This is a genomic window from Bradyrhizobium sp. ISRA430, assembly GCF_029909975.1.
GTDB lineage: Bacteria > Pseudomonadota > Alphaproteobacteria > Rhizobiales > Xanthobacteraceae > Bradyrhizobium.
The window spans coordinates 7,566,054-7,586,793 of the sequence record NZ_CP094516.1 but is presented as its reverse complement, the minus strand read 5'-3'; the positions used below and the strand labels follow the sequence as shown (position 1 = coordinate 7,586,793).

General features: G+C 59.9%; 15 protein-coding genes and 4 pseudogenes. 10 read left to right on the top strand and 9 right to left on the bottom strand.

What is annotated here, in order from left to right:
- Nucleotides 1-4: 4 nt before the first annotated feature.
- The gene (locus MTX21_RS35670; protein ID WP_280969138.1) at nt 5-748 is read left to right on the top strand and encodes a carbonic anhydrase; all 744 of its coding nucleotides are present in this window, start codon (nt 5-7) and stop codon (nt 746-748) included.
- A 331-nt stretch (nt 749-1,079) separates the two neighbouring features.
- Here the strand turns inward: MTX21_RS35670 and MTX21_RS35665 are convergent.
- Nucleotides 1,080-1,298: pseudogene (locus MTX21_RS35665) on the bottom strand (8-amino-7-oxononanoate synthase); the annotation flags it as partial.
- Between the two features lie 1,564 nt (nt 1,299-2,862).
- Here MTX21_RS35665 and MTX21_RS35660 point away from each other — a divergent pair.
- Nucleotides 2,863-4,029, top strand: coding sequence for an acyl-CoA dehydrogenase family protein (locus MTX21_RS35660; RefSeq protein ID WP_280969137.1), 1,167 nt, complete (start codon nt 2,863-2,865; stop codon nt 4,027-4,029).
- A gap of 1,272 nt (nt 4,030-5,301) precedes the next feature.
- Here the strand turns inward: MTX21_RS35660 and MTX21_RS35655 are convergent.
- Nucleotides 5,302-5,445 carry a hypothetical protein gene (locus MTX21_RS35655; RefSeq protein ID WP_280969136.1) on the bottom strand — a complete coding sequence of 48 codons (144 nt, stop codon included), beginning with the start codon at nt 5,443-5,445 and terminating at the stop codon, nt 5,302-5,304.
- 434 nt (nt 5,446-5,879) lie between these two features.
- Between MTX21_RS35655 and MTX21_RS35650 the strand changes: the two genes are divergently transcribed.
- The 3 genes from MTX21_RS35650 (at nt 5,880) to MTX21_RS35640 (ending at nt 7,190) form a co-directional block, all read left to right on the top strand.
- Nucleotides 5,880-6,089, top strand: coding sequence for a hypothetical protein (locus tag MTX21_RS35650; RefSeq protein ID WP_280969135.1), 210 nt, complete (start codon nt 5,880-5,882; stop codon nt 6,087-6,089).
- A 225-nt stretch (nt 6,090-6,314) separates the two neighbouring features.
- Nucleotides 6,315-6,449, top strand: a complete 135-nt coding sequence (locus MTX21_RS35645) for an RbsD/FucU domain-containing protein (RefSeq protein ID WP_280969134.1) — start codon at nt 6,315-6,317, stop codon at nt 6,447-6,449.
- 381 nt (nt 6,450-6,830) lie between these two features.
- On the top strand, nt 6,831-7,190 hold the full coding sequence (locus MTX21_RS35640; RefSeq protein WP_280969133.1) for a hypothetical protein: 360 nt from the start codon (nt 6,831-6,833) through the stop codon (nt 7,188-7,190).
- A 39-nt stretch (nt 7,191-7,229) separates the two neighbouring features.
- Here MTX21_RS35640 and MTX21_RS35635 read toward each other — a convergent pair.
- A pseudogene (locus tag MTX21_RS35635) lies at nt 7,230-7,331 on the bottom strand (IS66 family transposase zinc-finger binding domain-containing protein); the annotation flags it as partial.
- Nucleotides 7,332-7,893: 562 nt separating this feature from the next.
- Entirely contained in the window at nt 7,894-8,541 is a 648-nt protein-coding gene (locus MTX21_RS35630) for an FkbM family methyltransferase (RefSeq protein ID WP_280970900.1), read from the bottom strand.
- A gap of 1,123 nt (nt 8,542-9,664) precedes the next feature.
- Here MTX21_RS35630 and MTX21_RS35625 point away from each other — a divergent pair.
- Together MTX21_RS35625 and groL are read left to right on the top strand one after the other, a co-directional pair.
- Complete coding sequence (locus MTX21_RS35625; protein WP_280969132.1) at nt 9,665-9,979, top strand: co-chaperone GroES; 315 nt, start codon at nt 9,665-9,667, stop codon at nt 9,977-9,979.
- 83 nt (nt 9,980-10,062) lie between these two features.
- Nucleotides 10,063-11,703 (top strand): chaperonin GroEL, encoded by a 1,641-nt coding sequence (gene groL / locus MTX21_RS35620; protein ID WP_280969131.1) that lies wholly within the window; start codon nt 10,063-10,065, stop codon nt 11,701-11,703.
- Nucleotides 11,704-12,008: 305 nt separating this feature from the next.
- Here the strand turns inward: groL and MTX21_RS35615 are convergent, their stop codons facing one another.
- Nucleotides 12,009-12,161 carry a hypothetical protein gene (locus MTX21_RS35615; RefSeq protein WP_280969130.1) on the bottom strand — a complete coding sequence of 51 codons (153 nt, stop codon included), beginning with the start codon at nt 12,159-12,161 and terminating at the stop codon, nt 12,009-12,011.
- A gap of 100 nt (nt 12,162-12,261) precedes the next feature.
- Here MTX21_RS35615 and MTX21_RS35610 point away from each other — a divergent pair, with 100 nt between their 5' ends.
- The 3 genes and pseudogenes from MTX21_RS35610 to MTX21_RS35600 all read left to right on the top strand — a co-directional run.
- Nucleotides 12,262-13,803 carry an alpha-N-arabinofuranosidase gene (locus tag MTX21_RS35610; RefSeq protein ID WP_280970899.1) on the top strand — a complete coding sequence of 514 codons (1,542 nt, stop codon included), beginning with the start codon at nt 12,262-12,264 and terminating at the stop codon, nt 13,801-13,803.
- A 1,250-nt stretch (nt 13,804-15,053) separates the two neighbouring features.
- Nucleotides 15,054-16,670 (top strand): acyl-CoA dehydrogenase family protein, encoded by a 1,617-nt coding sequence (locus tag MTX21_RS35605; protein WP_348637465.1) that lies wholly within the window; start codon nt 15,054-15,056, stop codon nt 16,668-16,670.
- Between the two features lie 890 nt (nt 16,671-17,560).
- Nucleotides 17,561-17,881: pseudogene (locus MTX21_RS35600) on the top strand (transposase); the annotation flags it as partial.
- 275 nt (nt 17,882-18,156) lie between these two features.
- Here the strand turns inward: MTX21_RS35600 and MTX21_RS35595 are convergent.
- The 4 genes and pseudogenes from MTX21_RS35595 to tnpB form a co-directional block, all read right to left on the bottom strand.
- On the bottom strand, nt 18,157-18,579 hold the full coding sequence (locus MTX21_RS35595) for a type II toxin-antitoxin system VapC family toxin (RefSeq protein ID WP_280969128.1): 423 nt from the start codon (nt 18,577-18,579) through the stop codon (nt 18,157-18,159).
- Nucleotides 18,576-18,830 carry a plasmid stabilization protein gene (locus MTX21_RS35590; RefSeq protein ID WP_280971339.1) on the bottom strand — a complete coding sequence of 85 codons (255 nt, stop codon included), beginning with the start codon at nt 18,828-18,830 and terminating at the stop codon, nt 18,576-18,578. Before MTX21_RS35590 ends, MTX21_RS35595 begins: the two co-directional genes overlap by 4 nt.
- A 71-nt stretch (nt 18,831-18,901) precedes the next feature.
- Nucleotides 18,902-19,531: pseudogene (locus MTX21_RS35585) on the bottom strand (IS66 family transposase zinc-finger binding domain-containing protein); the annotation flags it as partial.
- A 90-nt stretch (nt 19,532-19,621) separates the two neighbouring features.
- The gene (gene tnpB, locus MTX21_RS35580) at nt 19,622-19,948 is read right to left on the bottom strand and encodes an IS66 family insertion sequence element accessory protein TnpB (protein ID WP_280969126.1); all 327 of its coding nucleotides are present in this window, start codon (nt 19,946-19,948) and stop codon (nt 19,622-19,624) included.
- Between the last annotated feature and the right edge of the window lie 792 nt (nt 19,949-20,740).

The following is a 20,740-nucleotide window of genomic DNA, read 5'->3' as shown; positions in this document are numbered from 1 at the left end:
ATGCATGCAGGCAGGCCATTCTCCGAATATGTCCTATCTGACCAAGATCGCGCCTTCGCGCCGCTCGCTGTTGCTGTTCGCTGTTTCGGCGGTTTGCCTGCGGCTTGGCAACAACATTGTCGATGCGAAGGAAGCAAAAGCGCCGCCCAAGCCAGATAACCTGCTCTCGCCAGATGCTGCCCTTAAGCGGCTGATGGAAGGGAACGATCGCTATGTCCAGGGCGTATCACGAGGCGACGATTTCAAGCGCGAGCGCCCGGTTTTGGTGGATGGGCAAAATCCATATGCCGCGGTTCTGAGCTGCGCCGATTCTCGCGTGGCGCCTGAACTTGTCTTCGGCAGCGGACTTGGTGATCTGTTTGTCTGCCGCCTCGCCGGCAACTTCGCCAACGATGACACGCTCGCCAGTATGGAATATGCGGTCGCCGTGCTGAACACGCCGCTGATCCTGGTACTTGGCCACGATCATTGTGGTGCGATAGACGCGACGATCAAGTCGCTCCACGACGATAAGCCGCCGCCGGGGCACATTTCATCCCTCGTCGCTGCGCTTGCGCCTGCGGTAAAAGTATCTCGCCAGCAAACCGGTGACACGCTCGCCGAAGCAACCCGACAAAATGTAATCGATAATGTCAACAAACTAAAATCGACGGGGCCGATTTTGAACGCGGCAGTTGAGCAGAACAGACTGAAGGTCGTCGGGGGCCTGTATCGGCTCGACACCGGCAGGGTCGATTTGCTGAGCTGACGCTGGCACCTTCGCGCAGCCGGCTATTCGTTTGCCGCCTGATACAGGGCTTCGGTCGAGTTCCGCGCAATTCGCTCGTGCATCGGCTGCATCAAATGCACCGAATACAATCCGCTCCACAATTGTCATAGCTTCGGGAAGACCTTTGGTATGCGCGGCCTCTTAATTCTGCTCGCATTCTACGTGCTCATGTTGGCAACGCGAGGCCAGCACCAAGAAACACTCATACCGCGGCCGACAGTATTCATGCCTGCACGTTGATGCGCTAGGCCAACAGAGGTGGTGCAAGCGGCAGATCGCGGTGCGAGGCATTCCGAAGATCACATAGAGCAAACAGCGCTGTCTCTGATCGGAAGAATTGTGCCGCCTCGGCTTCGAGAGCTTCGTGCTTCTCGCAATCGCCGCGCGGCAGCCGTGACCCACCAGCTCCGATCGGCGCGCCGACCTCAATCGCGGTGAACAGAGACTTCTTCATGCGCGGCGCGCTCGCCAGGACCAGATAATCGTTCGAAGCAAAATCAGTCCCTGCGCGCGGCTTTAGGCAACGCAGTAGATCGTCTCCTCTGAAGGCTTCTAGGCCGCGGCATAGCTGCTACGGGTTGGACGCATTGCTCAATCCGCCAAATGCCATCAATGGTGAAACGACTGTGATCGCTATAAAAAGATGAAGATCTGCCGTCCATTCTTTCAATGGCGGTCGGAGGCAACTGTCTCGCATCAACCAGCACGATGCGCGGCCTGCGCGTTTTTCCCTTCCCCGAAGAACGCACAACTGCAGCCAGTGCCGCGCCCATTGACCGTCACCATGATTGGCGACTGTAGTTCTTCGATTACGTAGATGACCGCGCTTCGGTTTCGGTTTTGGCAGGTCACGGCGTATCTGTTGATCAACTATCCCGCCCCCGCGGGAGCGCGCGATCGAGCCTTCGTCGCACAAACTTTCTTCGTATGACTGGCGCGCCACACATTTGCAGGATAATCTAACGCGCGCTGGTCAAAAGACGCCGAGCGCCACCGGCGTCATCCGTCATGTACTAGCGTCCGGCGGACAAGTCCCGAGCTGGGGTAGATGTCGCGAGCAAGCACACTCCGATGTCTCAACGCCGACAACCAGCTCGTGCTTGACGGATATTCGGCCAGGCAGAACGAGCATACCAAGGCCTGCTCGTCCATACCAGTGATGCCGCTGGACACCTTGATGCCAGCGCCACGCGGAGACACCTGCGCCCCCAATCCTTTGCACCTAATGGCCTTTCCGAAGGCCCGCCGAAAGAAGGAACCGTTGCGGCGCGGACGATTCCGCCCCGGATGGTTATTTGCAGATTGGGCTTCGCCATGCGCGCGCAAGCTTCGTACTGACCGGACAATGCACACTCTCTCAGCGAGACCCACATTCGCGAGCACGGTAAATTGCGCTGTTGGTAATGTCAGGAGGTCGGAGCGGGCCTGAAACTCCAGCAGGCAAGCCGAGCCCGACTGGTTCGCGCTCGAGGTCCACTTCAGTCATTCTCCTTCCGCCGTGTTCGGTTGATGACGTCTTGTGCATGGAATCAGACACGGGAGGCGCGAGCATCCTGCCGGCGCGGCATGAGCCACGTGATCTCGCTCGATTCAGACACGGCCGGCAGACCATGATTGATGGCACGTCGATTGCTGGGGACATGGAAAAGAGCCGCGGCTTGGGCGACCTCGCGGTCGGCAAGTCAGGAATTCACAACGTGGTTCGAGCCGGCCGGGCCCAAGTGTGACAAATCGTCCATTGGAGAAGACATGACAAAACGAGCGCTGCCGTCGGCCGTCGGAGACATAGTGCAGCAGAGGCGGATCGATCTCGCCGCCGCATATCGGTTGCTTTGCCGGTTCAGCCTCAATGGCAGCATCGACAGCCATATCTCCGTCAGCCTTCCCGGCCCTCAACATCTTTCTTTGAGTCAATCCGCTCGGGGTGTGGTTTGGACTGGCAACCGCCTGTAATCGCATCACAGCCGATATCAACTGCGACAGTTTCGACGATCCCTTCCGACTGGGTATCAATCCGGCCGGCTTCGCCATGCGCGCGCAATCCAAATCAGTGAATCGCGGCATCGATTGACTCAAGACACGGAGGACAGCTTATGAACGCTCCACCAGAGAAGATCACTGCAGAAACTGACGCTACGGCCGCGACCTGGGATAATCTGTCGCCGCTACTAGTCGATATCCGCGCGCGTCGAAACGAGTTCGCCCGCGCGCAGAAGATTCCAGACGAGATCATCGAGGGCTTCAAGCGCGTTGGCGTCTATCGGGCTTTGGCCGCCAAGCGATTCGGCGGCGAGGAGCGAACGCCGGCCGATTTTTGTCGCCTGATCGAGCGCATTTCCGAAGCCGACGGCTCCGCCGGTTGGGTCGCCAGCTTCGGCGATGGGGCTCGCTACCTCGCTGCTCTTCCGGACGACACGCTTCGCAAGGTATACGCGAATGGACCTGACGTGGTGTTGGCAGGTGCGCTTTTCCCGCTCCAGCCCGCCAGGCGAAGCACCGACGGGTTTGTCGTGAACGGCGTGTGGCCATTCGCCAGCGGCTCACCGGGCGCGGATCTGATAGGCGTTGGCATCACTGTGGAAGACGATCCGACCGGTGGCCTTGCGCGTGTAGCCGTGATGCCGGCCGAGAAGGTGACAATCCGCCCCAATTGGGACGTCATCGGCCTGCCAGGCACCGGCAGCCACGACGTCGTTGTCAACGATGTCATTGTGCCGGAGGAATGGACCTTGATCCGCGGCGGTCCGCCGACACTCGACGCGCCGGTCTATCGTTATCCCTCCGTGACTTTCGCTGCGCAGGCGCATGCGATTGTCGGCGTCGGTATTGCGCGCTCCGCGCTAGACGAGGTGATCGCCATGGCCGGAAGCCGCGCCTCAATCACTGGAGCGCCCGTGATGGCAGAGCGCGGCTATGTCCAACTGGAGATGGCCAGAGCCGAAGCCATGCTGCGTTCCGCCCGTTCCTTCTTTTATGAGGCTACCGAGGAGCTGTGGAAGGAAGCGCTCAAGGGTGCGGTAAACACGAGCACGGCGACGCTGATGCGACTCGCCGCGACGAACGCCGCGCGGCAGAGCGCTGAGGTCTGCAACATTGCGAGCGGTCTCGCTGGAAGTGCGTCGCTCTATACCACCAGCAATCTGGCGCGCGCCATGTGCGACAGCTTCGTGGTTGCCCAGCACGCAGCTTTAAACGAGGGAACGCTCCAGAGCGCCGGCCGACTCCTACTCGGAAATGCAGCACAGCCGGGATTTCCATGAAGTGGTTCATCCACGTTCCGCACGCCCCGCAGCAACGGATTGCCGGACCTGCGATATGATGCTGTCTGCAGCTACAGGACCTGGCGGCCTGCCGGCCTTGTTTAAAGGACGAGAGAGAGAGAGAGAGAGAGAGAGAGAGAGAGAGAGAGAGAGACCCTTGCGGTCAGGCGCTGCTCAAAACACCACTTCATATCCGTGGAGCATCCCTTCCCCGTCGCAAACATAACGACCGCTCTCATAGGTCTCTAGGCCCCAGCCTTGATCATTGTCGTGTCGAGCACGATCCACTTACATTTCAGCGCAACGGCTCGCGGCTCAACTCACGAACCTTCGAAGCCACCGTCGCTGAAAGGAGCGAGCGACGTCCGCCCGGCAGACCGGTACAGGGACAGACAGGCGCTTTTCAACCACCATGGCAGCAAGACGGGAACGTCAATTGGAACACAGTAACTATCCGGCGCGATCGTGCCCGAACCTCGCACGTGTTGCTTACTTCGCGCTTGGGCCGCGCTTACCCAACCTTTCAAAGAATCACCGTAGATAGGCACTAGTCAGATTCTCGAAAGCCAACCTTCCTAGCATTCGAACCTGGTCTCTAGATGCCGATGCCGCCTATGACTGGACTGGTGACGAACCTGGTGTACCCCCTCGACGACCGGCAAGAGATTTTGTTCGAATAAGAGCAAGGAGAGCATTATGGATTTCAATCGGATGAACGGTGCCGGCTCGCCAGGGTCCCCAACGGGGTCCGACCGCGTGATCTGCGCTTTGCCATTGAGCGGCGCCAACTGACGATTTCGGCTTGCCGTTTGCGACTTATGAGCCGGTGAAGGTGTAGTCGCTCGGCAAGGGTCGCGGTTGCTGTCCCCCGCTGTTCGGGCCGGGGCCTGGCGTCGCCGCCGTCGGACCGCTAAACGGCTCTTGTCGCAGGTCGGCGCTCCGGATTTCTCCAGCGCCCTCATCAAGCAAAGTTGTCTGCAACTGGCTCAATTACTGTTCAAAGCTCGCCTGCAGGCTCGTCTGATCCGCCGTTGCCCTACCGGCACGTCAGGGTTCCTAGCTAAGCTAGCTTCGAGAAGCTGAGCAGTCGGACAACAAGCACGTGCACTTGCCCCATTTCCTCACACGACCGCTCGGCTGCCATCGGCGCGAAGCAAAAAACGGCCCGCGCCTCCCGGACAGTTTCCGCATCTTGAAGCGCTTCAAAAACGTGCCTAGACCGGATCAATGCCGGATCTACATGGTCATCTTTCTTCACAGGCGCTGCCTGATCTAGTCCATCAGCGGGGGCCCATCAGACAAGGCAATCTCGCTTCCGGCGCGCCCGCGAGCTGCTCGGCGCTTCAACGGGCGAGCGCGCCAGCGCGAATTATCGTCGCGCTGCTCGAACAGCGAGCCGCGGATCGGTAAGGTCATGTCCCCCTCCCTCCTTCCTTCGACACCTCCGCGGCTTGACGCGCGACGTGCATCAGCGGCCCTTCGAAATATGACGTGCAATGTGCCTTGAGCGCTCGCGTGCACAAGCCCATTCAAAAACAAAATGCGAGACGCACGTCGACCGCTGCGGATCCCTGAGCTGCCTGTGAGAGGTCGGCGGCCTGAATTTTATGCGGATGAGCTAAAAGGCCTTGAATCGCACGTGGCGTCACGTTGTACCATTGCGAAGTAGCTGACGAGGATGCCCGTCAAATCGGACCGGCCCGCTGCTTGCTGCGATCGGTGAGAGGATGATACCAATGCGGTCGACGTGTGTACAGCAGAGGGCCCTCGCCTGCGGGATCGCGCGAACCGGCTCCGAGTACTCGCATGCGAACAACAACGTACTTCGTCACAACCCAGGGGATGCTGGGTTGCTGCGCTCTGCGGCCGGCACGTTGACGCCGTTCGAACAGCTGCGGATCGTCTCTGTTCGGCGCCGCTCATTTGATCACCATGACTTCGACGATCCTCGGGACAACGGACAATACCCCCTTCAAGGTTTGTGCAAGCCGGTGTTGAGCCGCATTCCATCAATATCGTCTGATAAAAAGGAAACGACGCCAGATTTCTCCGATCATTGATCCTTTCGTAATTGGAATTTGCGGTGAACGTTTTGCCGCAAATAACCGTCGGCAGCGCTCCCTCTGTCGACGACTGACTTCGGCCCGGCTATCGAAATGAGGCCGGGCTTTTTTTGCCAACGATGAACGACAGTTTGGAGTTTCTGGCCCGCGGTATCTGATGATTGCGAAGGGTTAGGGAGACAGAGACAAAACGTAAGATCGATTGGGAGGATAGTTCGTCACATGCTGAAATCGATCGATCCGATCCTAGCGCCCGAGCTGCTCTGGCTGCTCGCCTCCATGGGCCATGGCGGCGACGTCGTGGCCGTCGACGCCGGCCACCCGCATCGCCGCCTCGACTCTGCTCGGAGCGCCTGATCCAGCTGCCGGGCATTGAGTTATGGAGAGGACCGTCCGCGCCATCCTAACGCTCTATCCGCTCGACGATCTCGTCGATCCGTGCGCGTGATGATGCCGGTCGACGATCCCGACCGTGTGCCCGGACGCAGCGCACGGCGCTGGCCGAGATCGAGCGCTCGGTCGGCCGCTCCATCAGTCCCGGCAAGCTCTCGCGTCCGGATTATCTCGCGCTACGGCTTCGGGCTTCGGCGTCGTGCAGGTGGGTGACAGCAGGGGATATGCGTGCTTTCTGATCAGGAAAGGGCGTGATCAGCTGAGAAAGATTCTACGCAAGATTGCGCAGAACTCTACACCCAAATTTGAATGGCCTCCGCGCAACCGACCGACTATTGTCGATCTATGTCTCGCCTTGTGTGTCTAACTGCTACTATCATCCTGCCGCTGTTGCCGGTTGTCGCGAACGCTGCGCCAATTCAAAAGCGGCCCAAGCCGGTCTGGCAAAGTTACGGCTTCCTGCCCGGATATCGCCAGCCGCTGAGCAACAGCATTCCGCTCTACAAGCAGAAGGACGCGATGCGCCGGCTCTCGCGCGCCGACCGGCGCCACTGGTATATTGACGCGGTTCCTCAGTACTACGGTTGGGATGGCGAGTGGCACTATTTCGGCCGGCCCGGCTTCCGCGGCGGACGCTACAATGGCGGCAGTTTCGGGCCATGCTGGACGCGGACGCCGATCGGGCCGATCTGGAATTGCGGGTGATCGAGCGGCGCGGCTAGGAGAAACTTCGCGCCATTGCGCCGGGATTACGTCGAGGCGTTTACTGACGTCCTCGCCGATGTTCGTCATCGCGCCGCAGCCGCACGGGCAGACCGTGCTCGCAGAGTCGATGATCAGCTCCACCTGCGGCAAATGAGCAGGCAAGTAACCCCGATTGCGATGACGATCTTGATCCGATCCGGCGCGAGATCGGCCGCTGATGATCGCCGCCGCCTTCTCCTGCGCCGCGTCCAGGACGTCTTGCCGGACAATCGGCTGCTGCAGTTATGCTGGACGCCTCACGGCGATCTTGTTCTGGAATGAACACACACTTCAGCTCGCTTTCCCATTGACACAACAATAGCGACGCCAAGCGCGTGCTGAAATCCGCCCATCTCAAGGAATTACGAGAACTGATGCAATTGCTTTGGCACTTGTTCGAAGCAGTGCACCAGCTTCCTAGAGGACCAGGCCACACAGCAGCCGTTCAGACGATTGAATGCTTCGAGCGCCGGCTGGCAGTGTTAGAAACCTACCACCCGCCCGACGCGGACGTCGTGCGGGGTCTGTAATGGCAACCGGAAACCGGAGCGCCCGTCCGGCCACCGATATCCGCTCGAATGATCACCGTTGTGCAGCTTTGGGCGGCATAAGCGCGCTGGTCAGGTTTTCCAGCGATGAATGAGGCGCTCGATATGAGTCGCCACTAGAAGCGCGTATTTTTGAGCAATACATCACCCTCCACCGCGCGGGGATAGTGGGCCGCCACTTCGAATGATGGCAACAGGTCAAGAATAGCTTGCAGGGACAACTGCCCTTCGTAGAGCTCGCGGTCGCTATATTCCGTGTAGACGAAGCGCGTGTTGCTCAAGGTCTGCATGCCGCCGGCGATAACATCGGCTTCGGCTCCCTGGACATCCATCCAGATGAAATCGACCGTGTTCAGCTCCGCTTCGCTGCACCAGTCGTCCAGCCGCCGCGTTTCAACCGAGACAGGGCGATCGAACCGAACCCAATCATACTCGGTAAGATGATTCTTCGGGCGGCGTATTGAGCCGGAGAGGTCCCATTCCTTCGCATCACCATCTGCATTGCTTGGATGGAAGTCGATCATCCCGTTTCGATCACTGATGGCGATTTCAAGCAGCTTCACCTTATTCAGGGATGAGCCCAGCTTCTTCTTGAAGCGCGCGATCGCTCTGGGGTCCGGCTCAAAGCAGTAGAGCTGAGCTTGCGGGCACAGATTGAGAAACTGTTGCGTATCGGTCCCGTCATTGCAGCCGATATCCAGGATGACGGGATTCGGCTTCTGAAGAAGTGAGACGATGTGCTGGTGTACTTCTACAGAGGACACAGGTGCTTTTTCCATTGGACGGAGATCGCGTAAATTTCGAACTTCGAAGCCGCAATCACACGCCAGACGCGCCGGCACAACGTATATCAACGTATATAATTCATATGCCCCTCAGTCCCCTTGATCCATGACGGCTATTTGGATGCCATCGACATCAAGAAGGGAAACCTCTCGGACCGACAGGTGCAGCACTGCCCTGCAATGCAAATTCCAACCCAGCGTCGGCAGACGCGCCCTCTGTGAGCTAGATCGTCGTCGGAGGTTCTTTTTCGGGGCGGCCGAAAGATCGGCTTCGCTCGAATGTCACCTATCGGCTATTCTCCGTGGAGCGTGCCGGGCAGAGTGATCTCTCGTGCGCAGCAATAGCCAATGGCCTCGATCACAGTTGGGCGAAATGTGCTCTGCCGACTGACGGTCGCCATCTCAGATTCGCTGACGCAATTTGCGAGCAGCTCCGGGTGATCCCTTCTTCGGAATCATTTGTTCTTCGGAAAAGAGCGTACGAGGTCAAAGCTCCGACGCACGCGTTGCCGCGCGCAGGCAAGCCTCCGGCGATCATCTTCGATCACTCGATCGGGGTAAATCCAACAGGTTTGAGCAACCGTGCCACGGCTGGATATCGACAATTCGATGATGGGCTCTCTTGGAGCACGCCGCCTCCAACAGGAAACATCGCCTGAGTTTTCGAGATAGTTGGCATATTATTACGACTACGTCAGACTGATCGAGCGCTGCTCATCGATGAGTCTTGTGCACCGCACGGTCCGCCGGCGTCAGTTGCTAGATGCTGCCGTCAGACGACGCAATCATGTGCATGCAGCACCCGGCCGTCGTCGTTGAGACACGCGGCGCTTCGATCGGTGTAACGGCCGCGCGTGCAATGTTGAGGAACCCTGGGCTCAATCCGGGTGTTTCGACGAAACGCAATGTCATTTTCGCAACAGCTTGGCGGGCTGTGTACCTGAGGGCGTTTGCTTCCGGACAAAGACACGCGAGGCCAGGCAACGATTCAGCAGAACTGCAGGCATCGATCGTTCAGCTCATTTTTGGCCTGACTCTTGCTATAATTGGGCTTGTCACAATGTGACTATCTCCAACTTGTTCAAACGCTCAGGAGAGCTGTATGAATTTCCGTCCGCTTCACGACCGCGTTGTGGTCAAGCGTATCGACGCAGAAGAGAAGACCGCTGGTGGCATTATCATTCCCGACACAGCCAAGGAAAAGCCCTCGCAGGGCGAAGTCATTGCAATTGGCCCGGGCGGCCGCGATGAGACCGGCAAGCTGATTCCGATCGACCTCGAGGTCGGCGACCGCGTGCTGTTCGGCAAATGGTCGGGCACCGAAGTCAAGATCGACAGCGAGGAGCTGTTGATCATGAAGGAGAGCGACATCATGGGCGTTCTCACCGATGCGTTTTCCAAGAAGAAAGCCGCCTAACCCAGCGCTCGCACAGCTCCCCCTGACGAGCGCCCGCTTGGGCGCGCTGATGGATGAGAAAATAAGAACTGAGGGAATTCTTTATGTCAGCCAAAGAAGTCAAATTCGGAGTAGACGCGCGGGATCGCATGCTGCGCGGCGTCGACATCCTCGCCAATGCCGTGCAGGTCACGCTCGGTCCGAAGGGCCGCAACGTCGTGCTCGACAAGTCGTTCGGCGCGCCTCGCATCACCAAGGACGGCGTTGCCGTCGCTAAGGACATCGAACTCGACGACAAGTTCGAGAACATGGGCGCCCAGATGGTGCGCGAAGTAGCTTCGAAGGCGGCGGATGCTGCCGGCGACGGCACCACCACCGCGACCGTCCTGGCCGCCGCGATTGTCCGCGAAGGCGCCAAGTCGGTCGCCGCCGGTATGAACCCGATGGACCTGAAGCGCGGTATCGACCTCGCGGTCGAAGCCGTCGTCGCGGATCTCCAGAAGAACTCGAAGAAGGTCACCTCGAATGAGGAGATCGCCCAGGTTGGCACGATTTCGGCCAACGGCGATGTCGAGATCGGCAAGTTCCTCGCCGATGCCATGAAGAAGGTCGGCAACGAAGGCGTGATCACGGTCGAAGAGGCCAAGTCGCTCGAGACCGAGCTCGACGTCGTCGAGGGCATGCAGTTCGACCGCGGCTACATCTCGCCCTACTTCGTCACCAACGCCGACAAGATGCGCGTTGAGATGGACGACGCCTACATCCTCATCAACGAGAAGAAGCTCTCCTCGCTGAACGAGCTGCTGCCGCTGCTCGAGGCCGTGGTGCAGAGTGGCAAGCCGCTGGTCATCGTCGCCGAGGACGTCGAGGGCGAGGCGCTCGCCACCCTCGTCGTGAACCGCCTGCGCGGCGGCCTGAAGGTCGCGGCCGTCAAGGCTCCGGGCTTCGGCGATCGCCGCAAGGCCATGCTGCAGGATATCGCGATCCTGACCGGCGGCCAGGCGATCTCGGAAGACCTCGGCATCAAGCTCGAGAACATCACCCTCAACATGCTCGGTCGCGCCAAGAAGGTGATGATCGACAAGGAGAAGACCACGATCGTCAACGGCGCCGGCAAGAAGGCCGACATCGACGCTCGCGTGGCCCAGATCAAGGCGCAGATTGAGGAGACCACCTCGGACTACGACCGTGAGAAGCTGCAGGAGCGTCTTGCCAAGCTCGCGGGCGGCGTCGCGGTGATCCGCGTCGGCGGCGCGACCGAGGTCGAGGTGAAGGAGCGCAAGGATCGCGTTGATGATGCGATGCACGCGACCCGCGCGGCAGTCGAGGAAGGCATCCTGCCGGGCGGCGGCGTCGCCCTGCTCCGTGCCTCCGAGCAGCTCAAGGGCCTGCGCACCAAGAACGACGACCAGAAGACCGGCGTCGAGATCGTGCGCAAGGCGCTGTCCTGGCCGGCCCGCCAGATCGCGATCAACGCCGGTGAAGACGGTTCGATCGTGGTGGGCAAAGTCCTCGACAACGACCAGTACTCTTATGGCTTCGATGCGCAGACAGGCGAGTACAGCAACCTTGTCTCCAAAGGCATCATTGACCCGACCAAGGTCGTGCGCATCGCGGTCCAGAACGCCTCCTCGGTGGCGGCGCTGCTGATCACGACGGAAGCGATGGTTGCCGAGCTGCCGAAGAAGGCGGCGGCTGGTCCAGCAATGCCTCCGGGCGCCGGCATGGGCGGTATGGACTTCTGATCCACCTCCCACAGTGTCGATGACATGCGAAACCCTGGCAGGAATGCCAGGGTTTTTTGCGTCGGGGAGCTTGCAACGTAGCCCTTGGAAGCCGCGCCAGAGGCCCAACCCATCGGCCTCTATGAACGGCGGTAGAGATGAGACCTAATTTGCTTGTGACTTTTCGTTCGGCGACACGGCCTCGGCCAAGGTAAAACCGGTCCAGCACTGCGATGGAAGTGGGCCTGTCGCTATTTGAGTCTCACGAAGCTGCCTCTGCCGAGTGTTTGGGCTGCCAACCCCAGCGCGACGCCGCGCTGTAGCCCTCAGTCAAGATTGCGCGAGACCAACTCGCTGCCCTGATCGATGCGGATCGTCGAAACCACTTCTTTGCAGGCCCTTTCCGGTATCTCCACGACGTCGCTGCCGCGGAATGCTCGCACTCCGCAAATCCCACAGTAGATGCGGATCGGCTTCATGGAGTTCTCTCCAGTGTCGGCACGAATCTTGATTCGTTCCCTTTCGCAGAGCAGCAGCCACCTCGTAACTGTCATCAACCGCAAGCCACCCGAGAAGAACATGAGGAAAGCCAAAGTTCTGATCGACCGCGACTTCATCATTGGTCACACGGACCCTCGTCTGTTTGGTGCTTTCATCGAACATCTGGGCCGATGCATCTATGGTGGCATTTACGAGCCCGGCCATCCGAGCGCAGACGAAAGAGGTTTTCGGAAGGACGTGCTGGCGCTGGTGAAGGAGCTCGGCCCGACCCTCGTTCGATATCCTGGCGGCAATTTCGTCTCCGGTTACAATTGGGAGGACGGCGTTGGGCCACTGGAGACGAGGCCGGCGCGCCTCGACTTGGCCTGGTTCAGCACCGAGCCGAACAGCTTCGGTACCAATGAATTCATGGACTGGTGCAGGGCCGCCGATGTCGCGCCCATGATGGCCGTCAATCTGGGGACCCGCGGCGGCGACGCCGCTCGCAATCTGGTCGAATACTGCAACCATCCCGGAGGAACTGCGTGGTCGGAGCTCCGCCGCAAGCACGGCTGGCGGAGGCCTCATGGGATCAAGCTGTGGTGCCTCGGCAATGAGATGGATGGGCCGTGGCAGATAGAGCAAAAGAGCGCCGCCGCTTACGGGGTAGTTGCAAGAGAGGCGGCCAAGATGATGCGGCGGGTGGACCCTACCATCGAGCTTGCGGTATGCGGTTCATCGTCGCGCAAGATGCCTAGTTTTGGCCAATGGGAAGAAACGGTCCTCGAACACACCTTCGATTACGTCGACTACATTTCAATCCATACTTATCTGGAGAACTACAGTCAGGACACCGCATCGTTTCTCGCGAGCACCGACCTGATGGACAGCTTCATCGATGAGGTCATCGTCCTAGCTGATGCGGTTGCGGCCAAGCGGCGCTCCAAAAAGCGTCTTATGCTGAGCTTCGACGAATGGAACGTCTGGTATCGAACGCGCAACGAGGTTGCCCCGGTGGTAGACCGCTGGCCAGTGGCACCACCCATTCTCGAGGAAATCTATACGATGGAAGACGCGCTCGCCTTCGGCGGCGCCTGCATTTCCCTGCTGAATCACGCCGATCGGGTGAGAGTTGCCTGTCTGGCGCAACTCGTGAACGTCATAGCGCCGATCATGACCAAGACAGGCGGAGGTGCGTGGCGCCAAACCATCTTCTTTCCTTTTGCGTATATGAGCCGCTTTGGCCGCGGCAGGATTTTGCGCGCGCAAGTCGAGTCGGAGGCCTACTATGCGTCGTACAACAATCCTGACGGTAGACCGGCCGAGACCTTTCCAGTGCCTGACGTGCCGTATCTCAAGATAGCGGCAGTCGCCGAACAAGGCGGCGGCTTGTCGCTCTTTCTGCTCAATCGTGATCTGAGGCAGGAGATGGAGGTGAGCGTCGAGGCCAGAAGCTTTGGTCCCCTGACAGTTCACGAGCGGCTCGAGCTCCGGCACGATGATCCGATGGCGACAAATACCGAGGATACGCCGGACAAGGTCAAGCCGGCGCCCTTGCAAAGCGTGGCCTTTGACCGCGGGAGGTTGCGGGCGACGCTCAAGCCGGCGTCATGGAATGTGATCTACCTGGCGCCACATTGAGAAGATGAAGGGCCCGCGAAGACAGCGCCAAAGGATCAATCGTGATCGCGGTTTAGGTTCTTGCTTGAGCATGATTTTCGCGAAAGCTATTAGGCCGAGAGCGTGAGCACATCGCAAAGCTGTGCGCGCTGCCGATCGTACCAGGACCGATGATCGTGGCCAACGGCAGTGATGGGTGATAGCCCCCTGCCGCGATCAGCGTCCACCGCCGCGCCCGGCCCAGATTACCTGCACGGGGTACGACAAAATTTCAGGCCGCCGCATTCTGCGCCTGCACGACATCATACCATCATCGTCGGTCGCCCGCCAAGCAATCGATCCGTTCGAGAGTGGCTCGCCCTACCGCGTCAGCGAGGTCCTATCCACGCCACTCTCGTCGACACCGCTCTGGCCGTCGATGACCTGTTCCTGCCTCCATTCTCCGTCGAAGAGCGCGAGCGCTATGGGCTAAAAGCGGGCTGTTCTGGGCATTGTTCGGGCTGACCGTCGAGCGACTCGCCGGCGCATTGGGGCTCGTTCGCGGCCTAAAGCGCGGCGATGGTGCAATCGGAAACATTGTCCGTCAGCACCGTCGCGCTGCGAGGTACACGAAGAGATCTTCGCCGGTTCACGACGATGTTGCGGCGGCCACGCTGGTATCAAATCTACCGAACGACTGCCGGACCGATTACGCACCGGCTTCGGGGTTGCGTTCGACGAACGCGCGAGCAAGGACTAGCTGAACTGCACAAATGACGATCGGCGGCCCGCACCAGGGAGCCAGCCCAGGGATCGAACCGCGGCTTTCGGTTCACATTCGAAAGCGTTCCTTCCTTGACCATTGTCCGACATCACCGTTCGATCTCCCGGGTGCCCATCGCGAGAGATCAAGGTAGGCGGCCGTGAACACGATGCGAGCGATCCGCTTGCAGACGCGAGCACAAGATCATTCGGTTCGTTGGTGTTGCGCGTATGTCCACGCTATGCCGAACAGCCACGGAGGACATGATTTAAATGCCATATTTCACGTTCGCCTCGCTATGCTGCCGATTGGTGCATGACGGATCTCTCCCGGTCGGCTCTCTTTGGGACGAAACACCAATCGACGACGCTGAGTGAGTCTTGAGGAGAATGGGAGATCACTGAAACGAGCGTACGCCTCCGATAGGTCGTATCGAAAGACGCAACTTGATGAGATCCCGCGCGGCGGCCGCAATAAATCCAAGTCCCGGAGAACGTGCTGATACTGCGCTTGCATCCACACTATACCAATGTGTAACCGAGATAGCCACGGGGATGAATTGGCACGAAGCGCGACCGGGTTCATTGTGGGCCTTATGGCTATGTATACTCAGGTTTACGCCCAATTCAGGGAGGCGCAGGAACGCACAGCCGAAGGCCGTGCAGCTGCACTATACTCCAGTTTGATCGCTGACCTCAGTCAGCTGAATTTCGCTGACGCGGATGACCGCCGAGCATTCCCTCCAACCCTACACAGCATATTGGCAAGGCATGGACTGTTCGGGCTCACCACACCAGGAGAGCACGGCGGATTAGCTCTTCCCTTGCAGGAGGCCATCAACCTCATCTCCGCCACTGCATCCTTCGATGTCTCCGCTGCCTCTACCCTCGTCATCCATAACTTCCTGGCCTTGCCCTGCATCCAAGCGGCACCGCACATCCCCGAACAAAAGCATATCATTTGGGGTGCAACACGCGGCGATCTCTGCGCTTTCGCTTTGACGGAGCCCGGAGCTGGCTCGGCCCCGAGGCATATAGAGGCTTCGGCTCTCATGCGCGAAGATAAAGTTCGTATCTCTGGCCGCAAGATCTGGATCGGCCTCGCTGACTGGGCTCGCTGGATCGTTTGCTTTGCGCGCGCGTCTGGACCCGATGCGAAAGGTCGGCTCGTTGGTGTACTCGTTGACAGGCAAGCTCCAGGCCTCAAGGTCACGCACGAGCATCGCACACTCGGTCTACGTGGCATCATTCAGAATACCCTGGAGTTCCACGATGTCGAGGTGCCGCGTTCTTACGTGCTCTCTCGCGATCAAGACGGCTGGGGCGCGGCGGCATCTAGTATGAACCGCGGCCGCGTCGGTGTGGCTGCTATGGGTCTTGGAGCCCTTGAGCGCGCTATCCAGGTCGCAGCCTCTTATGCAAGCCATCGTCGGCTCGGTAAACTGCGTATGATCGAGAACAGCTACATCGAGCAGTTATTTGGGCAGATGGTGCTGCGGCGGGAAGTCGTGAAGGCGATGCTGGCCGCATCCTGCCGACTTGTTTCAGCGCAGGGCGCGCCAAACGTCCACCTTACGTCGGCAACGAAGGTTTTGTCCTCGGAGTGGTGCGGCCTTGTCGCTGATCAATGCGTCCAGCTGTTAGGTGGCCGTGGTTACGATGAGGGAGCGCCTTTAGCCAAAATCTATCGAGACGCTCGCATCCTTCGCATCTTCGAAGGTCCGACTGAGGCGCTCCTATCACATCTCGGCCGCTGCCTCCTCTCTAAAGCCACGCGTGACGAAATAGCCGATCTCTTTCGGTCAGTTGGAGCGGCATCAGTCCATGCTGCTGCAATTGAGGAGCTCTCTGGGCTCAATGAGACAGACGGTGCCGTGCTGATCTATGCGGGTTGGCTCACCACATTGGGGCTGGCAAAAGCTGTCATGTCTGCTGGCTGCTTCTCTGCCTCAGATTGCGCCGCAGCGGCGGCTGACCTGGTCAGTTCCGAACTTGCAACTCTCCGTACTCGCGCGCCGGCCCGGCAATCTGTCGAAGTCCGCAATCGGGCTAGTCGGACTCTGACCACCTTCCTTGAAGACGCGGCTTGTTCGATTCGCTCACCTGTCCTCACGGACGATTACCTCAGACTGGTGCAGTATGTCTGACCTGGCGGATGCCGGACGTCTTCCACCTGATGGTCCCGCGCGCGACGATGCAACTGCGGAAAGGCGAAGCATCCCTGATGCACTGTCACGTCTAAATTCCGGCAGGCTCTGCTATGAGGGCCTAACCTAATCTCGCTCCGGGCGGCGCGCCGCCGCAGGCTTTCGCGTTCAGGAGGACCCGACACCGCTCCTCGACCCGCTGCCACTTCAGAAGAATGGGCCGCGTCGATCAACTTGAGCACGTTCGGTACCCTATCGATGATGGCCAGCCACCGTTTCGTGGTCCCCACGGTCGATACTGAGGCCACCGTGCTTTCGCGGCTGGCGACTGCGCGATAGGGATGCGTGTTCCGACATTTTTCGTAATGCGCCCGAGAAGCGCTATGTAGCCCCGAAGTGCCGCCCTACACTCAAAAGCCCCGCGCCCTTCATTCCTGGTACTGTTTCGCTCCATTGGAACGGGGGCGTCGAAGCGCATGCCGCAGGGAGATGATCGCCATGACTTAGCCATGCCATGAGGCTTCTGTTGTTTCGGGCCTGAGCGGCGAAGCCAGTATACTGAACCCATCAGCCATGTGTAAGCCGTCTGACGGTCTGGCTTACGACTAAGATCATCGAGCCATTCGTTAACCGCGCTTGAACTTGCGACACTCGCAGGTGGTCCAGCGAAAGGGCGGCACACACTCTCTCGTAGAGCCGATCCAGGGCGATCATCATCTCATGGTCGTGTTCCGAGTGATGGTGTAGCTCGGTAGAGCAAAGCCGCCCGGACGCGCGCCCAAATAGCGCAGTAGCGGGCGGGCGGCTTTGCGGTGGCCACCGGCAGTTCTCCGGTAGGATCGCATTGCATGCCAACGTCACCAAGGAACCACCGATGACCGGCTGACGTGATGAACCTGCGCACGCTCGTGGAGAAGACCTCTGATGCCGATCTGTTGCGCGAGATGACCGGCTTTGCCGCCCAGCCCCTGATGGAGCTGGAAATCGATTGCCAGACCGGCGCCGCCTACGGCGAGAAGACCCCCGAGCGTCTGGCCGAACGCAACGGTTGCCGCGACCGGACCTCGAGGGACCCGGGCCGGCACGATCGAGCTTCGGGTCCCCAAGCCGCGCAAACGCTCCTATTTTCCGGGTTTCCTGGAGCCCCGCGCATGGCCGAGAAGGCGCTCACCGCCGTCGTCTCAACCCGCTCGGTCGACGACTTGGTGCAGGGCAAACCGTTCTCTCCGATCGCGCTGGAGGCGGTCAGACAGCTCGATGCGCTGTTCGAGATCGAGCGCACCATCAACGTATCCATTCGGCGTAGGCCGCAGGATCACCGCTTCAGCAGTCCGGGGGTTTGGCTATTCGGACTACAATGTTGAACTCGCAATCAACCGAGGTTTTTCCGAACGGTCTCGCTCAAGCTTGGTGAAGGGGGTGGTTTTTACCCGGATCAGCAATTCCTTGCCTGCCGTCACGGTGACGCGCCCGCTCGACAACCCTATCAGCTGGTCACGGTCCAGGGATCGATCATCGTCAGACCGACGGCATTGAACGCACTTGTGTCGCGCGATGCCACGGCGAACCCGTGCGCGGCGGCGATCGCAGCGATGTAGCCGTCGGGCGTGGGGAAGCCTTTTCCGGCCGTGCGCGCCTTGACGGCGAGTTCGGCATAGCGCCGCGCCGCGTCGGTATCGAAGGGCAGGATGCGGGTTGCGAACAGGTCCAACACGCCGTCGAGCGCAGCTGCCAGCCTGTCCTTGCGCTTGCCGCGCGGCAGCGCGCCGATGCCGAACAACAGTTCGGCGATGGTGACGCTGGAGAGAAACAGCGTTTCGGCCGCCTGGGCGTCGAGCCAGTCACGGACCGTTGGGTGCGGATCGGGCTTCATCGCCTCGGAGACCACATTAGTATCGAGCAGGATCATTCGAAGCGCATCGGCTCAGCGGGACGCGCGTCGCGGCCGTGTTCAAGTGCCTCGACATCGGCATTGGTGAGGCCGATCTTCCGGCTCATCTCCGAAAGGGCGGTGCCGAGCTGCAGCCGGCCTTCAGGACGCACGGCGGCCTCCAGAATGGCGCGCATTTCCGCTTCCGCGCTGCGATTGTGCTGCGCCGCGCGGACTTTCAGGGCGCGATGCGCCTCCTCGGAGAGGTTGCGGATGGTGACGGCGGCCATGATGGCGCCCTCCGGAGACTGATTGTAATGCTATCAAATTAGAGTGTTTGATAGCATTTTTCAAGGGCGATTTGATGCTGGCCGAACTTCTCGAACATGATCATGGCCAGGAGGCTCGGGCCAGCCCATTCCCGGGCGATGGCATGGAATGGCGCCGGCGGCTGGCTGATCTTCTCGCAATCGCGGCAGGAGAACTTCTCTCGCACCGTCTCGATCACCTTCCACTGGCGCGGCACTACTTCCAGCGTGCGCGTCACGTCCTCGCCGAGCTTGCGAAGGCGATTGCTGCCGCAACATTCACAAGCCGTAGGTCCTTCGATCACCACCCGCTCCCGGGGAAGGTGCTCAAGGAAGGTCTGGCGCTCAGCGCGCTTGCGCGTAAATCCGCGCACCGTCGTCGTCTTCGCCACGGCTCGTTCCGCCGCAAGCTCGTCCTCGGTGGCATCGGCTTCCAACTCTTCGAACGTCAGCGCCAACTGCTCGATCAGCCGCGCCGAACGCTCCGACCGTTGCCCATAGATCTGATGCTTCAGCTTGGCGATCTGCAGCTGCTGCTGGGCGATCAGCGCTTCGTCTTCCGACGCTTTCGCGCGGGCGACCGCGAGCTCGGCGGCGATCTCCAAACCCTTCGCGCGCTCGACTGCCAGCGCCTCTCTCAGGGCGGCAACGTCATTCGGAACAGCGTCGCGATCCTCATCCATGCGACGCAGTGAATCACAAATTGGACGCGTTGGGACTCCCTAAACTGCCTGCATCCGTAGTTTCTTCGCTCAGCCCGCGCTCTGCGGCCGCTAGCTTAGTTGCGGATTCCTCCAATCGATGCCCTCGAGCATGTAAGCCATCTGCGCCGCCGAGATCGACACCGCGCCGGCCGACGCCGACGGCCAGATGAACTTGCCGCGACCCAGACGCTTGGCGTAGAGCGACATGCCTAATCCGTCATGCCAGAGGATCTTGACCAGATCGCCGCGGCGGCCCCGGAAGATGTAGAGATCGCCAGCGTGCGGATCGCGCTTCAGAATCTCCTGAACTGTAAGAGCCAGGCTTTGCATGCCGCGACGCATGTCGGTGTGGCCAGTGGCGATCCAAACCCTGACGCCGCTCGGGATCGGGATCATCGTCGCCGCAGCAGCTCAAGAACTCGCTGCAGCGCCTCAACGTCCACGTCACGGTCAACGCGAACGCGACAGCCGCCGCCAAGCTCGATCTCGATGATTGCAGCCCTTGCACGCTGCGCAGACGGGGAAGACGCCGGTTGTGGCGCGTCGCTCGAGATCGGAGCCGCCACCGGCGTGATCTCGACGGGAACGAGAAGCTGTGGGCCTAGGTGTCGTCGAAGTCGCAGAGATAATGGATCGTCTTTCGTGAATGATGTCGCAGAGCCGCGCCTCGCAAATATCGATGGGCTTCTGCTGACACCTTCTCGCGGCACATGGCATATGCGAGTTTCACGACCTCTTTGAAGCTTGACCATAGCCTTAAGTCGGACGTCCGCTGGACAGATGGGTTGGTTCCAGACAGGAGGGCATCGACCCACACCGGCCGCCTTCGTTTTGTGAATCGCGTCGGGTTCGTCAGCTTTCGGAAAGCTAGTCCGTGTACAGCGACGTCGAAGTTAGCGGCGCGTGGTAGGGACAGCGCTTGCCCTGTGTATGCGTGGGGCTTTTGGGCGCCGAGTCACGTTTCTGCTAACTTCAACCAGCGCGGGCGTGGCAGGGACAGCGTCTGATCGACCAGCCTGACCAGCGCCGAGTCGTGCCCGCGCTGCTTCCGGTGTGAGACTGGGATCATATGTAAATCATCGGACGACGTCTTCCAGATCAAACTAATAGGCAGCTTGCGCCCGCTCCGCGGAGAGGGGCTCCAGGCCGTAAATTCAGAAAATTGTTAAATGACCTATCGTCGGCTCG